The organism is Xanthomonas sp. (genome assembly GCF_017163755.1).
In the GTDB taxonomy this organism is placed as follows: domain Bacteria; phylum Pseudomonadota; class Gammaproteobacteria; order Xanthomonadales; family Xanthomonadaceae; genus Xanthomonas_A.
Genome location: NZ_JAFIWC010000018.1, coordinates 57,783 through 72,378, shown reverse-complemented (window position 1 = coordinate 72,378; position 14,596 = coordinate 57,783). Strand labels below are relative to the sequence as shown.

The following is a 14,596-nucleotide window of genomic DNA, read 5'->3' as shown; positions in this document are numbered from 1 at the left end:
ACTGCAGGAGAGAGCAGGGGATGAACGGCAAGAATTTTCGCAAGGCGGCGCTGTGCGTCGCATTGGGCGCGTGTCTGGGAGCGATCGCGCCGGCGGCGCTGGCGCAGGACGGCGCGGTGGTGGGGCGGGTGCTGGCCGACGACGGCCAGGTGGAAGGCGTTACCGTGACCGTGCGCAACCCGCAGACCGGCTTCACCCGCTCGGTCGGCGTGGACCGCAACGGCGGCTACCGGATTCCGCTGCTGCCGGTGGGCAGCTACGTGGTGGAGGTCGCGCGCGGGGACGGGGCGCCCGCGCACGTCGCCGACGTGACCGTCACGCTGGGCAACGCGACCACGGTGAACGTGCCGATCAGCGGGGTGAGCACGCTGGGCGCGGTGCAGGTGCGCGCGCCGCAGGTGGTGTCGATGGTCGACGTGCGCTCGACCGAGTCGGCCACCAACATCAGCCGCGAGGACCTGCAGCGCCTGCCGGTGGACCGCGACCTCACCGCGGTGGCGCTGCTCGCGCCCGGCGTGGTCAAGGGCAAGGGCTCGCTGGGCGGGCAGGGGCTTTCGTTCGGCGGTTCCTCGGTGGCCGAGAACACGGTCTACATCAACGGCCTGAACGTCACCGACTTCTACAACCGGGTCGGCTTCTCCTCGGTGCCGTTCTCGTTCTACGACCAGTTCCAGGTCAAGACCGGCGGCTACTCGGTGGAGTTCGGCCGCAGCACCGGCGGCGTCATCAACGCGGTCACCCGCTCCGGCAGCAACGAGTTCAAGGCCGGCGCGGAGCTGGTGGTGGAACCGCGCGCGCTGCAGTCCAGGGCACGCGACCGCTACTTCGAAGGCCAGCGCTACATCACCTCCAGCCAGGACGACTACGCGCGCAGCGCCTTCAACGTCTTCGCCTCCGGCCCGCTGGTCAAGGACCGGCTGTTCTTCTTCGGCATGTACGAGGCGCGCGACTACCAGCCCAGGAACACCGACGACGCCGGCACCTCGTTGAACCGCGGCAAGGCCGACGACCCGTTCTGGGGCGGCAAGATCGACTGGCAGATCACCGACAACCAGATGCTCTCGCTGTTCGGCTTTTCCGACGAGAACGAGACCACCACCGACGTCTACGACTACGACTACGACACCGGCCGCACCGTCGGCCCGCGCAGCAACCAGATCTACAACAAGGTCGGCGGCAGGAACTGGTCGGCGACCTACAGCTGGCAGTTCAACGACGACCTGTCGATGCGCCTGATGTACGGCGAGAACAAGCGCAACCGCGCCACCAGCAGCCTGCGCGACGAGAACTGCAACCGCGTCTACGACAACCGCACCAGCGCCGACGGCGTGCCCACCGCGCTGCAGGGCGACCGCGGCTGCACCACCAGTTCGCTGGTCGAGACCGCGCTGGACACGCGCAAGGCCGCGCGCGCGGACTTCGAGTGGATGCTCGGCGACCACCTGCTGCGCTTCGGCCTGGACCGCGAGGAGAACACCTCCGACTACAGCCGCGCCTATCCCGGGCCCGGCGGCTACCGCTACGACATCTACCGGCGCACCCCAGGCGCGGCGCTCAACGGCGGCGTGGTCCCCGCCAGCGGCCTGGTGGTGCGCACGCGCCGCTACGAAGTGGACGGCTCGTTCGAGACCATCAACTCGGCCTACTACGTGGAAGACAACTGGTCGGTCACGCCGAACCTGCTGCTCAACCTGGGCCTGCGCCTGGAGGCGTTCGACAACAAGGGCGGCGACGGCGAGAGCTACATCAAGATCGACGACATGCTCGCGCCGCGCCTGGGCTTCTCGTGGGACGTCAAGGGCGACGGCACCACCAAGGTGTTCGGCAACCTGGGCCGCTATTTCCTGCCGGTGGCCAACGTCATCAACATCAAGCAGGCCGGCGGGTTCCTCGACGAGCGCACCTGGTACGAGTTCCTCGGCTACAGCGGCGCGGAGAACAACATCCCCGCGCTCGGCGGGCAGATCGGCCCGGTGGACAATTCGCAGGGCGACGGCTCGGTCCCGGACCTGCGCGCCGAGGTCAACCGCGACATGGATCCGGTGTACCAGGACGAGGCCATCCTCGGCTTCCAGCAAATGCTCAACCCCGCGTGGTCAATCGGCGCCAGCGTCACCTACCGCCGCCTGCACGACGCCATCGACGACATGAACATCACCGCCACCGCGCAGTGCGGGCCGATCGACAGCGTGTGGATCATGGGCAACCCCGGGCGTTCCAACACGGTGTGGGGCGACACCGACTGCGATGGCGCCAACGACGGCTGGCTGTCCATCGATACCGGCAAGGAGGGCTGGGCGCTGTACGACGACGACGGCAACTACCTCGGCCAGACCGGCTGGGTCAAACCCAAGCGCGACTACAAGGCGCTGGAACTGCAGGTGGACCGCGGCTGGGACGGGGTATGGGCGTTCAATGCGTCCTACACGCTGGCCTACGGGCGCGGCAATGCCGAAGGCCCGGTCAACTCCGATACCGATTTCGCCGACAGCGGGCGCACCGAGAACTTCGACAATCCGTGGGTCAACTACCGCGGCTACGGCTACCTGGCGAACGATCGCCGTCACCAGTTCAAGTTCAGGGGCAGCTATGCGCTGACCGAGAACCTGACCGCGGCGGCCACGCTCAGCGTGCAGTCCGGCAGCCCCGTCACCGCCTTCGGCGCCGGCAATCCGTTCGACGACACCGACTTCCACAGCTACTACATCTGCATGGCCAACTGCACCTCCGACGTGGCGTCCGAGCGGCAGTACGTGCATTCGCCGCGCGGCGGCCGCGGCCGCACGCCGTGGACCTACGACATGGACGTCAGCCTGACCTACAAGGTGCCGATCCCGTCCGACCTGCGGCTGAAGCTGGCGGTGTACAACGTGCTCAACCAGCAGCGCATCCTGGCGGTGGACCAGGATCTGGAGCCGCAGGACAGCATCGGCACCTACAATCCGTTGTTCGGCTATGGCACCAGCTTCCAGTCGCCGCGCTACGCGCAGTTCACCGCGACGTGGAGCTACTGACCGGGCCGATGGCATGCCGGCGGCACCGTCGCCGGCCACGGGCGGCGCCTGCAAGGGAGGCGGCATGAAGCGATTGGCAGCGGCCGTGTTCGCATGGGCGATGTGCGGCCTGCCGGCATCCGGCGCCTTGGCGGCCGCGCCGGCCCATGCCGCCGACCGGGCCGCGTTCGACCGGTTGTTCGAGCAGGCGATGGCGCGCTACCGCCTGCCCGGCCTGGCGGTGGGCGTGATCGAGGACGGACGCGTGGCGTACGTGCGCGCCGAAGGCGAACTGCGCGCCGGCGGCGGCGAGAAGATCGATGCCGACACGCTGTTCAAGATCGCCTCCAACACCAAGGCGATGACCGCCGCGGTGCTGGCGCGGCTGGTCGATGCCGGCAAGCTGCGCTGGGACGATCCGGTGACCAGGTACCTGCCGCAGTTCCGCATGCACGACCCGTGGGTGACGCGCAACCTGCAGGTGCGCGACCTGCTGATCCACAACAGCGGCCTGGGCCTGGGCGCCGGTGACCTGATGCTGTGGCCGGAGCCGAACCGGTTCGAGCGCGCCGACATCATCGCCGGGCTGGCGCATCTCAAGCCCACCCACAGCTTCCGTTCGCACTACGCCTACGACAACCTGCTGTACGTGGTCGCCGGCGAGGTGGCCGCGCGCGCCGGCGGCAAGCCTTACGCGCAGCTGGTACGCGAGGAGGTGTTCGCGCCGCTGGGCATGCGCGGCTGCCAGGTGGGCGCCTGGGACCGCGACGCGGTCGGCAACGTCGCCCAGCCGCACATGCGCCAGGGCGAGCGCAACGTGGTGGTGCGCGCCGACGCGGCGCGCATCCCGGACACGCCATCGATGGCCGCCGGCGGGGTCCGCTGCGGATTGAACGACATGCTGGCGTGGATGCGCGCGTGGCTGGCGCCGCCGCCGGAACAGGCCGCATGGCTGTCGCCCGCGCAGCGCCAGGCGGTGTGGACGCTGCACACGCCGATGCCGATCCCGGCGCAGATGCGCCAGTGGGAGGGCACGCGCATGTACGGCTATGGCTACGGCTGGCGCATCTCCGACGCCGACGGACAATGGAAGGTGGCGCACACCGGCACGCTGATGGGCATGTATTCCTCGCTGGTGCTGTTGCCGGACCGACGCAGCGGCTTCGTGATCCTCAGCAACGGGGAGGGCGGCGAGATGCGCACCACGCTGGGCGCGGCGTTGACCAAGCGCTTCACCCGCCCGGACCAGCGCGCGCTGGACGTGGAGCACTACGCCGCGCTGCTCGCGCGCGAGCGCGCGCACGCCGCCAGGCCGGACCCGGCGCGAAGCGCCGCGGCGGCGCGCGCGCCGGCCACGGCGGCGGCGCTGCGCGACCGGCAAGGCCTGTGGCGCGATCCGTGGTTCGGCGAGGTGGCGCTGTGCCCGCAGCGCGGGACGCTGCAGTTCGCCGCGCGCATGTCGCCGCTGCTGCGCGGGCAGGTCATGCAGGCCGGCGGGCGCTGGCTGGTGGACTGGGACGATGCCAGCGTCGACGCCGAGCCCTGGCTGGACTTCGCCACCGCCGCCGATGGCACGCAGCATATGCAGCTGTCGCATGTGGATCCCGACGCCGATTTCAGCTACGACTATGCCGACCTGGACTTCGTGCGGGCAGGGCCTTGCCCGGCGGATCCGGTGGATCCGGTGGATCCTGCAGGAGGGGCTTCAGCGCCGGCGCCTGGCCACTGAGGCGTCGGGCCCGCCGCCGGCATGGGCCGGGCGCCGTCGCTGGCGTTGTCCGGATGCCGGTCCTGCGCGATCGTTGCCTGCTGTTCCGATGTCCAGGATGCCGTTCATGCCCCGAATCGTCCGCGCCTTCCCCTCGCCCCCGGCTCGCTGGCTGTGGCCGCTGCCGCTGCTCGTCCTGCTCGGCGGCTGCGCGCATGCGCCGCCGCGCAATCCGCTAGCCGAGTGGGTGCCGTCGCCGAACCAGGACCTGCGCCGGCCGGTCCTGATCGTGATCCACTACACCGACCAGGACTCGGTGCAGCGCAGCCTGGACACGCTGCGTTCGCACAACGGCAAGGGCAAGGTCAGCGCGCACTACCTGATCGGACGCGACGGCAAGCGCTACCAGCTGGTCAGCGACGAACGCCGCGCCTGGCACGGCGGCGCCGGGCGCTGGGGCACGATCACCGACATCAACTCCGCTTCGATCGGCATCGAGCTGGACAACGACGGCAACAGCCCGTTCGCGCCGGCGCAGATCGACAGCCTGCTGGTGCTGCTCGAGGACCTGTGCGCGCGCCTGCGCATCCCGCGCACGCAGGTGATCGGGCACCAGGATTTCGCGCCCACGCGCAAGGTCGATCCCGGCCCGTTGTTTCCGTGGAAACGGCTGGCCGATGCCGGGTTCGGGCGCTGGCCCGCGGCCGACGCGCCGCCGGCGCCGCCCGGGTTCGATCCGTGGCAGGCGCTGGCGCTGCTCGGCTATCCGCTCGAGGACCGCGCCGCGACGCTGCGCGCCTTCCACCATCGCTACCGCGGCCGCGACGCCGCCGGCATCGATGCCGAGGACCTGCGCATCCTGCATGCGCTGACCCGGCCGCCGCTGGCGCCGCCGTAGCCGGCGGCCGAGCCCGAGTCGCCATAGGCGCGGCATCACGCGCAGCGACGCCGTCGCCACGCAACGCGTTTCATCGCGCGCGGCCACCGCATCGCATTGCGCTGCAGGCATGGCGGGCGCGCCCGCTCCGCACGCAGCGCATGCCGTCACGGCGATCGCCTATGCTTTGCGCGAACGCCGCCCGGACCATGGCATGCCGACCATCCGCTACGACACGCCGCATCCCGCCGATCCACCCGCCCGCCCAGCGCCACGCCGCCGGCATGCCTGCGCGGGAATCGCCCTGGCGTCGGCGCTGGCGCTGGCCGCACCGGCGGCGTCTGCGGTGCGGCTGTCGGCCGCGACCACGCCGGCGCAGGCGGGCCTGGTCGACGTGCGCGAACATGCGCCGGACATCGCGCTGGATATCCGCTACGCGTCGGCCGACAACTTCACCGCCCGCCCGGTGCCCGGCTACGACGCGCCGAAGTGCCTGTTGCTCGAGCCTGCCGCGCGCGCGCTGGCGGACGTGCAGCGCGCGCTGCACGCGCAGGGCTATGCGTTGCAGGTCTTCGACTGCTACCGGCCGGTGCGCGCGGTGCGTGCGTTCGTCGCCTGGGCGGCGGACCTGTCCGACCAGGTCGCCAAGCCGCGCTACTACCCGAACCTGGACAAGCGCGTGCTGCTCGGCGGCTACATCGCCGAACGCTCCGGCCACAGCCGGGGCGCGACCGTGGACCTGACCCTGCTCGACTGCCGGCGGGGCGCCTGCCGCCCGCTGGACATGGGCACGGGCTTCGACTTCTTCGATCCGCGCGCGCATACCGACGCACCCGGCCTCAGCGCGGCGCAACGCGCGCACCGGCAGCGCCTGCGCCAGGCGATGACCGCCGCCGGCTTCGCCAACTACCCGCTGGAATGGTGGCACTACACGCTGCAGCCCGAGCCGACGCCGGACACGGCCTACGATGTGCCGGTACAGTAGCCGCATGTCCGCCATGCAGCCCTTCGTCGACATCCAGTGCCCGTATTGCGGCGAATGGATCGATCTGGCGCTGGATCCGTCGGCCGGGGCGCAGCAGTACGTGGAGGATTGCCAGGTGTGCTGCAAGCCGATGCTGATCGCGGTGAGCTGGGACGAAGACGGCGAGCCCAGCGTGCGCGCCAGCGCCGAGAACGACGGCTAAAGGCCGGCCCTATACCGGCGCGGCCGCGCGGACGGCGCCTCAGGCCCTAGACTGGCGGCCCTGTCCGCTCCGGAACCTTCGCGATGAATCTGCCGCTGCACTTCGGCCTGCTGGGCTCGCTCGAGGCCGGCCTGATCGCCCTGGCGGTCGGCTTCCTGGTCTACGCGCTGTGGCACCGGCTGTGCCGCTGGCTGCGCTGGAGCGAAGGCCATGCGCTGGGCTGGTCGTGCCTGCTCGCGGTGGCGGCCTCGGCCGGCGTGGACGCCTGGAACCTGTTCTACACCGGCATCGTGCGCCTGGAGTCGCCGTTGTACGCGCGGCTGGCGCTGGCCAGCATCCACGATCCCAACGAACTGGGGACGCGGGTGGTGCTGGAAGTGGCCGGCGCGCTCGCCGGGGTCGCGTTGGCATGGGTCGCGTTCAGTTCGCGTTCAAGCGCAAATTCCGCCGACCGCGATCACGAACGCGCCTGAAACACACGCTTTCTTTCCGTAATGAAAACACCCTGAACGACTCGCTTACCCATCGCTCACCGGGCGCTAACCAAGCCGGTAGCGCCTGCGCGCGCCGCTGTGGTTAAGAAGCCGTTGCCGCGGATTTTCCACAGCGGAATCGATTCAGCGTCGCGGCGGCACGGTGTGGCCATGCAACGGAATCACCGTGCATGCCACACAACCGAGCTGTCGAATCGAAAGGAGACCACCCATGAACATCCGCAACCGCAAGCCCCTGATCGGTATCGTCGCCGCCCTGAGCGCCGCGCTGGCGCTGCCCGCCTTCGCCCAGGATGCACAGGCCGATGCCGCCGCGCAGGCCCCGACCACCCAGGCCGGCACGCAGTCGGCCACCGGCGCTTCGGGCCAGTCGGCGACGGGCGCCTCGGGCCAGTCGGCGACCCAGTCCAGCGCCTCCGGTGGCGGCGGCCAGACCTGGGCCGACGTGGATACCGATAGCGATGGCGCGATCAGCAAGCAGGAGGCCCAGGTCAACGCCGGCCTCACCCAGATCTTCGCCCAGGCCGACGGCGATGCCGACGGCAAGCTGACCCCGGACGAGTACAAGGCGTTCGTAGCCAAGCAGCAGGGCGGCGGCGCGGCCGGCGCCGACGGCCAGCAGCAGTAAGCGCTGGCCCAGCCCGCCCGGCGCGGTACAGGCGCACCGGGCCGCTCGATCCAGCCCGCAAGCAGGCAGTGCGGCTACACATGCAGGGATGGCGCAGGCCATTCCTGCTTTTTTGTGGAGTGCAGGACACCGCGAACGGCGGCGGTGGCCGGCTGCGATGTACAGCGGGGCCGGAACCTCGCGCAGTGGAGCCGCCAGCCAGGGCGATGCCCCCCACCGTAAAGACTCCTCCGTAAAAAGTCCTGCCCGTCACCGGCTCCGGCATCGCCGATCCTTTCGACTCTGCCGAGTCCGCACCACGGACCTGGATGCGCTCGCTGCCGGTATCGCGACCGCCGCTGCCGGTCTCGGTGCCCTCGCGAAGTCGCGTTGCCGGTATTGGCGGATAACGAACCCGAGTCGGCGCAGGGTGTACGGTAAGACACGTCCAGTTCCGCGTGCCAGACGAGGCCGTCCATGCCTATCGCCCGTAGTTTCCAGCGCCGGCTGCTGCCCGCAGCGCTGACCGTGTGCGCCGCGACCGCCATCGCCGCGCCACCGAGCGTGGCGCCGGCACCCGCGCCGGCCGCCTCGCCGCCCACCGAACCCCTGCCGGCGCCGGTGCCGGCACCGCTGCCGGCATTGCCGGCGCCCGCGTTGCCGGTGCCGCCGCCGCCGTCCAGCGATGCCGGCGCCAGCGCCGGCGCGAAGAGCTTCGCCGCGCTCGACCGCGACCGCGACGGCCGCATCGGCCGCGCCGAGGCCGCCGCCGATCCGGTGCTCACCGAGACCTTCGACAGCTTCGACAGCGACGGCGACGGGCTGCTGTCGCGCGAGGAATACGGCCACTACCAGCCCGGTCCCGGCGACCCCGCCGCCGGCTAGCGTCGCCCGGCCGCGTTAACAGCCGCAGGACGGCTTGCTATGCTGCGCCGATGACTACCGCGACCGCGTCACGCAGCTCCGCCATCGCCCTGGTCGGCTTCGACGGCGACGACACCTTGTGGAAGAGCGAGGACTACTACCGCGACGCCGAAGCCGCGTTCGAGGCGATCCTCGGCCAGTACCTGGACCTGCACGACAGCGGCACCCTGCAGCACCTGCTTGCGGTGGAGCGGCGCAACCTGGCGGTGTTCGGCTACGGCGTCAAGGGCATGACCCTGTCGATGATCGAGGCGGCGATCGAGCTGACCGACGCGCGCATCAGCGCGCGCGACCTGCAGCGCGTGGTCGAGATCGGCCGCGCCACGCTGCAGCATCCGGTCGAGGTGATCGACGGCGTGCGCGAGGCGGTGGCGGCCATCGCGCGCGATTTCGACGTGGTGCTGATCACCAAGGGCGACCTGTTCCACCAGGAGGCGAAGATCGAGCAGTCCGGACTGGGCGCGCTGTTCCCGCGCATCGAGGTGGTGTCGGAGAAGGACCCGAAGACCTATGCCAAGGTGCTGGCCGAATTCGGCATCCCGGCCGAGCGCTTCGTGATGATCGGCAACTCGCTGCGCTCGGACGTGGAGCCGGTGATCGCGCTGGGCGGCTGGGGCATCCATACGCCATACACGGTGACCTGGGCGCACGAGGCCGAACACGGCCTGGCCGCCGACGAACCACGGCTGCGCGAGGTCCCGAGCGCCGCCGGCTGGCCGCAGGCGGTGGCGGCGCTGGACGCGCTGGCCGCCGCGCAGGCCGGCGCGCCGCCGGCCTGAGCGGGCGCATGCGGATCCGCTGCGCCTGCCTGGTGCTGCTGTGGCTGTCGGCGGCCAGCGCATGGGCGCAGCCGGCGCCTGCGGCGGCACCCGCCGCGACACCGGCGCCGGACGAGTACGCGCCCGGCACCGGCGATGCCTGGGTGGACCGGCAACTGCAGGACATCGGGCTGTACGCGGCGCGCTATCCGGACAGCTTCCTCGACGAGGTCGCGCGCTATGCGCAGGTCCCGCGCGGCTATGCCGAAGCCTTGCTGCGCGAGCGCGGCTGGCGGCCGGGCGATATCTATTTCGCCTGCTTCATGGCCAAGGCCGCGGCGGTGTCCTGCCGCACGCTGGTGCGCGCGCGCGCCGGCGCCGGCGATGCGGAATGGGAGCAGGCGCTGGCGCCGTTGCAGATCGAACCCGGTTCGCTGCACTACCGCGCGCTGCGCCATGCCATCGTCGCCAGCTACGACCACTGGGACCGGCCGATCGCGCTCGACGCGCTGCTGCGCCGCCAGCTGGGCGACCGCGCGCAGCGCGACAAGGCCGCCGCCGCGCGGCCGTAGCGGCGGCGCGCGTCCGCATTGCGAAGCAGCGAGCCGCACCGGCCGCCAGTTGCTGCGGAGCCACGGGGACTGAAGCGTGCCGGTGTGAGTGTCCCGGTGCCGTGTTGCCAGAGGAAGGCGCCGCGACCGAGGGAGCAAGGGCCGCCTGAAGCCCCGACGCACCCCAGTAGGAGCGGCTTCAGCCGCGACCTTCCATGCGCGGCGGCCCGCATCGCGCACGCCCGCGACCGCGGACACGGGCGCGTTGGCGCGGCAGGCGCGTGGATGTTCCGAAATGGCGCAACGCGGATCATGTCGCGGCTGAAGCCGCTCCTACCGTGCATGCGTGCCGAAGCGCCCGCTCGCAAGAGAGGCTCCGGCCGCGATGTCCAGGGCTGGATCGCTGCCTGGCCGCCTCCCAGGCGCCCACTCGCCGCTTCGATGCCATTCCTTCCCGCGCCCGGATCGCCGCCGCGACACGGCCGCTGGCCGCGCCGCGGCGCTGGCGCGAGAATAGGCGCATCTGCCGGATGCGATGCCGGCGCCGCCTTCGCCACGGATCCGCCGATGACCACCGCCTTCGTTTCGCCCGACGCCATTCGCCAGCAGTTCGCGCAGGCCATGTCCGACATGTACCGCACCGAGGTGCCGCTGTACGGCACGCTGATGGAACTGGTGGCGCAGGTCAACGCCGACACGCTGGCGGCGGACCCGCCACTGGCCGAGCAGCTGCAGCGCAACGACGAGCGCGCGCGGCTGGACCAGGAGCGCCATGGCGCGATCCGCGTCGGCACCGCCGAGGAACTGGCGACGCTGCGGCGCCTGTTCGCGGTGATGGGCATGCACCCGGTCGGCTACTACGACCTGTCGGTGGCCGGCGTGCCGGTGCATTCCACCGCGTTCCGCCCGATCGACGCGGCGGCGCTGGCGCGCAATCCGTTCCGGGTGTTCACCTCGCTGCTGCGGCTGGAGCTGATCGAGGACGCGGCGCTGCGCGAGCGCGCGGCGGCGATCCTGGCCCGGCGCCGGATCTTCACCGACGGCGCCTTGCAGCTGATCGAGCGCTGCGAGCGCGCCGGCGGCCTGGACCAGGCCGACGCGCAGCGCTTCGTCGCCGAGGCGCTGGAGACCTTCCGCTGGCACGGCGAGGCCACCGTCTCGCTGGACAGCTACCACGCGCTCAACGCCGCGCACCGGCTGATCGCCGACGTGGTCAGCTTCCGCGGTCCGCACATCAACCACCTGACCCCGCGCACGCTGGACATCGACGCGGCGCAACTGCTGATGCAGCAGCGCGGGCTCGACGCCAAGGCGGTGATCGAAGGCCCGCCGCGCCGGCGCTGCCCGATCCTGCTGCGCCAGACCAGCTTCAAGGCGCTGGAGGAAACGGTGCGCTTCCCGGCCGACGACGGCGGCGCGGCGCAGGGCCGCCACACCGCGCGCTTCGGCGAGATCGAACAGCGCGGCCTGGCGCTGACCCCGAAGGGCCGCGCGCTGTACGACGCGCTGCTGGCGCGCGCGCGCGACAGCGACAGCGACGGCGCCGGCAGCACCGGCGGCGACTACGCGCAGCGCCTGGCGCAGGCGTTCGCCGATTTCCCGGACGATCACCCCACGCTGCGCCGCGAAGGCCTGGGCTACTACCGCTACGCGCTGACCGACGCCGGCCGCGCCGCCGGCGCGGCCGCGCGCGCCGGCAAGCCCGCCGAGGCGCTGATCGCCGGCGGCCTGGCCAGCGCCGATCCGATCGTCTACGAGGATTTCCTGCCGGTCAGCGCCGCGGGCATCTTCCAGTCCAACCTGGGCGGCGGCGAACAGCGCGCGTATGCCGCGCACGCCAACCGCGAGGCGTTCGAGCAGGCGCTGGGCGCGCCGGTGCACGACGAGTTCGCGATCTACGCCGACATCGAGCGCGACAGCCTGGCGGCGCTGCACGGCTGAGCATGCCGCCGCGCGCGGTCCGCCGCGGGCGCCGCGCCGGCCGGCGGCAGCCATCCGCGCCTGCGTAGCCGGCGCCCAACCATCCAAGGACCGACATGCTCGATGGGGTCACGCTCGACCAGATACGCACCTTCATCGCCGCCGCCGACGAGGGCAGCTTCTCGGCCGCCGGCCGCAAGCTGCGCCGCGCCCAGTCGGTGGTCAGCCACACCCTGGCCAACCTGGAGGCGCAGTTGGGGGTGGTCCTGTTCGACCGCAGCAGCCGCTATCCGCGGCTGACCGAGGAAGGCCGGTCGCTGCTGCGCGACGCGCGCGCGGTGGTCGACGACATGGACGGATTCAAGGCGCGCGCGCGTTCGATACGCGAGGGCCTGGAGCCGGAGCTGGCGGTCGTCATCGACGTGATGTACCCGATGGACGCGATCACCCGTGCGGTCGGCCAGTGCCGCGCGCAGTTCCCCCATACGCCGCTGCGGCTGTACGTCGAGGCGCTGGGCGGGGTGATCCAGCCGGTGCTCGACGGCTCCTGCCGGATCGGGGTGATCGGCTCGCTGCCGACCATTCCCGACGAATTGAGCTCCGAGCCGCTGGTCGAGGTGCCGTTCGTCACCGTGGTGGCGCCGCAGCATCCGCTGGCGGGCTCGGCCAAGGCGGTGTCCCACGCCGCGCTGGGCAAGCAGGTGCAGCTGGTGCTGACCGACCGCACCACGCTGTCGGCCGGGCGCAGCTTCGGCGTGCTGTCCCCGCTGACCTGGCGCCTGGCCGACCTGGGCGCCAAGCATGCCTTCCTGCGCGCCGGATTCGGCTGGGGCCACATGCCGCTGCACATGGTGCAGGCCGACCTGCAGCAGGGCCTGCTGGTGGAGATCCGGACCCAGGCCACCGCGTCCGCGCGCGCGGGCCTGTCGATGCACGCGGTGTACCGCAAGGACGCGCCGCCCGGGCCGGTGGGGCGCGCGTTCATCGCCGCGCTGCGGGAATAGCCGGCGCCTGCGACCGCGGGGGCGTCGAGGCTGCGGCCCGTCCGCGGGGCAGGCGCCGCCGCGTGCGCCGGTATCGCCCCGCGGCGCACGCCCGGAGCGAGGCGCCTGATTCACCGATTGGCTGTTTGCCGGTGCGGTACGGCGCAGGCGTGGATCCACGTTCCCCCGCTGCATTGATCCCGATCCGGCTGCCTGCGGCGTGGCGCCTGGCGTCCAGCACCCGCGTGCGGCGCGCCGGGCCGGGCACGCCGCACGCGGGTTCATTCGGACGCTGCGGCCGTACCGGTCGCAGGCTCGGCGCAGGCCGCGGCGCGCGCCTGCAGCAGCGCGCGCTCGCGCACGTTGCGCACCAGCGCCGCGGCGCGTTCGAACTCCTGCCGCGCCTCGTCGCGGCGGCCCAGCTTCTCCAGCAGGTCGCCGCGCACGCACGGCAGCAGGTGGTAGCGCTGCAATGCCGGCGCCTCGCGCAAGGCGTCGACCAGCGTCAGCCCGGCCTGGGCGCCGTCGGCCATCGCCACCGCCACCGCGCGGTTGAGTTCGATCACCGGCGACGGCGCCAGCCGCGCCAGCTGCGCATACAGCGCGGCGATGCGCGACCAGTCGGTGTCCTCGGCGCGCTGCGCGCGCGCGTGGCAGGCGGCGATCGCCGCCTGCAGCGTGTACAGGCCGCCGCTGCCGCCGAGTTTCCAGGCGCGTCCCAGGCTGTCCAGGCCGCGGCCGATCAGCAGCCGGTCCCAGCGGTGCCGGTCCTGCTCCAGCAGCAGCACCGGTTCGCCCTGCGCGGTGGTGCGCGCGCGGGTGCGCGAGGCCTGCAGCTCCATCAACGCCAGCAACCCGTGCACTTCGGCCACGCGCGGCTCCAGCCCCGCCAGCACGCGGCCCAGGCGCAGGGCTTCCTCGCACAGCGCCGGGCGCATCCAGTCGTCGCCGGCGGTGGCCGCGTAGCCTTCGTTGAAGACCAGGTAGATCACCTCCAGCACCGACTCCAGGCGCTCGCCGCGCTCGGCGCCGAGCGGCACCTCGAACACCGCCTGGCGGTCGGCCAGGGTGCGCTTGGCGCGCACGATGCGCTGGGCGATGGTCGGCTCGGGCACCAGGAAGGCGCGCGCGATCTCGTCGGTGCTGAGCCCGCCGAGCAGGCGCAAGGTCAGCGCGATCCGCGCCTCGGTGCCGAGCACGGGGTGGCAGGCGACGAACATCAGCCGCAGCAGGTCGTCGCCGATGTCGTCGTCCAGGCCCTCGTCCATCGGCGCCACGCTGTCCTGCTGCCAGTCCAGCTCGTGCTCCAGCTGCGCCTGCTTGCGCTGGTGCAGCTGCCGCTGGCGCAGCCGGTCGATCGCGCGGCGCTTGGCGGTGGTCATCAGCCAGGCGCCGGGGTTGTCGGGGATGCCGTCGCGCGGCCAGTGCTCCAGCGCGGCGACCAGCGCGTCCTGCGCCAGCTCCTCGGCCAGGTCCAGATCGCGCAGCATGCGCGCCAGCCCGGCGATGATCCGGGCCGATTCGATACGCCAGACGGCGTCGATGGTGCGGTGCGGGTCGGTGGCCATCGGCGTGGATGACAGCATCGCCGGCG

At 71.9% G+C, this 14,596-nt stretch carries 13 protein-coding genes; 12 read left to right on the top strand and 1 reads right to left on the bottom strand.

Annotated elements, in window-relative coordinates; all coding sequences use genetic code 11:
• The first annotated feature begins 20 nt into the window (after window positions 1–20).
• The 12 genes from JR065_RS13275 to JR065_RS13220 all read left to right on the top strand — a co-directional run bounded on the left by JR065_RS13275 (window position 21) and on the right by JR065_RS13220 (window position 13,023).
• Window positions 21–3,014 carry a TonB-dependent receptor gene (locus JR065_RS13275; protein WP_206234722.1) on the top strand — a complete coding sequence of 998 codons (2,994 nt, stop codon included), beginning with the start codon at window positions 21–23 and terminating at the stop codon, window positions 3,012–3,014.
• A 64-nt stretch (window positions 3,015–3,078) separates the two neighbouring features.
• On the top strand, window positions 3,079–4,722 hold the full coding sequence (locus JR065_RS13270; RefSeq protein WP_241093609.1) for a serine hydrolase domain-containing protein: 1,644 nt from the start codon (window positions 3,079–3,081) through the stop codon (window positions 4,720–4,722).
• A gap of 106 nt (window positions 4,723–4,828) precedes the next feature.
• Window positions 4,829–5,599, top strand: a complete 771-nt coding sequence (locus JR065_RS13265; protein ID WP_206234721.1) for an N-acetylmuramoyl-L-alanine amidase — start codon at window positions 4,829–4,831, stop codon at window positions 5,597–5,599.
• Between the two features lie 193 nt (window positions 5,600–5,792).
• The gene (locus tag JR065_RS13260; protein ID WP_241093608.1) at window positions 5,793–6,563 is read left to right on the top strand and encodes a M15 family metallopeptidase; all 771 of its coding nucleotides are present in this window, start codon (window positions 5,793–5,795) and stop codon (window positions 6,561–6,563) included.
• A gap of 4 nt (window positions 6,564–6,567) precedes the next feature.
• Window positions 6,568–6,765, top strand: a complete 198-nt coding sequence (locus JR065_RS13255) for a CPXCG motif-containing cysteine-rich protein (RefSeq protein ID WP_206234719.1) — start codon at window positions 6,568–6,570, stop codon at window positions 6,763–6,765.
• 83 nt (window positions 6,766–6,848) lie between these two features.
• A complete protein-coding gene (locus JR065_RS13250; protein ID WP_206234718.1) occupies window positions 6,849–7,238 on the top strand; it encodes a hypothetical protein in 390 nt (129 codons plus the stop codon).
• 232 nt (window positions 7,239–7,470) lie between these two features.
• Window positions 7,471–7,887: an EF-hand domain-containing protein gene (locus tag JR065_RS13245; protein WP_206234717.1), complete on the top strand. Its 417-nt coding sequence runs from the start codon at window positions 7,471–7,473 to the stop codon at window positions 7,885–7,887.
• A 456-nt stretch (window positions 7,888–8,343) separates the two neighbouring features.
• Window positions 8,344–8,751 carry an EF-hand domain-containing protein gene (locus JR065_RS13240; protein WP_206234715.1) on the top strand — a complete coding sequence of 136 codons (408 nt, stop codon included), beginning with the start codon at window positions 8,344–8,346 and terminating at the stop codon, window positions 8,749–8,751.
• Window positions 8,752–8,801: 50 nt separating this feature from the next.
• Window positions 8,802–9,569, top strand: a complete 768-nt coding sequence (locus JR065_RS13235) for an HAD family hydrolase (RefSeq protein WP_206234714.1) — start codon at window positions 8,802–8,804, stop codon at window positions 9,567–9,569.
• A gap of 8 nt (window positions 9,570–9,577) precedes the next feature.
• Window positions 9,578–10,120, top strand: coding sequence for a hypothetical protein (locus JR065_RS13230; protein ID WP_206234713.1), 543 nt, complete (start codon window positions 9,578–9,580; stop codon window positions 10,118–10,120).
• A gap of 546 nt (window positions 10,121–10,666) precedes the next feature.
• Window positions 10,667–12,040 carry a 2-oxoadipate dioxygenase/decarboxylase HglS gene (gene hglS / locus JR065_RS13225; RefSeq protein ID WP_206234711.1) on the top strand — a complete coding sequence of 458 codons (1,374 nt, stop codon included), beginning with the start codon at window positions 10,667–10,669 and terminating at the stop codon, window positions 12,038–12,040.
• Window positions 12,041–12,135: 95 nt separating this feature from the next.
• Window positions 12,136–13,023, top strand: coding sequence for a LysR family transcriptional regulator (locus JR065_RS13220; protein ID WP_206234710.1), 888 nt, complete (start codon window positions 12,136–12,138; stop codon window positions 13,021–13,023).
• A 260-nt stretch (window positions 13,024–13,283) separates the two neighbouring features.
• On the opposite strand, the gene JR065_RS13215 is transcribed toward JR065_RS13220, so the two are convergent.
• Window positions 13,284–14,588, bottom strand: a complete 1,305-nt coding sequence (locus JR065_RS13215; RefSeq protein ID WP_241093607.1) for an RNA polymerase sigma factor — start codon at window positions 14,586–14,588, stop codon at window positions 13,284–13,286.
• Window positions 14,589–14,596: the final 8 nt, after the last annotated feature.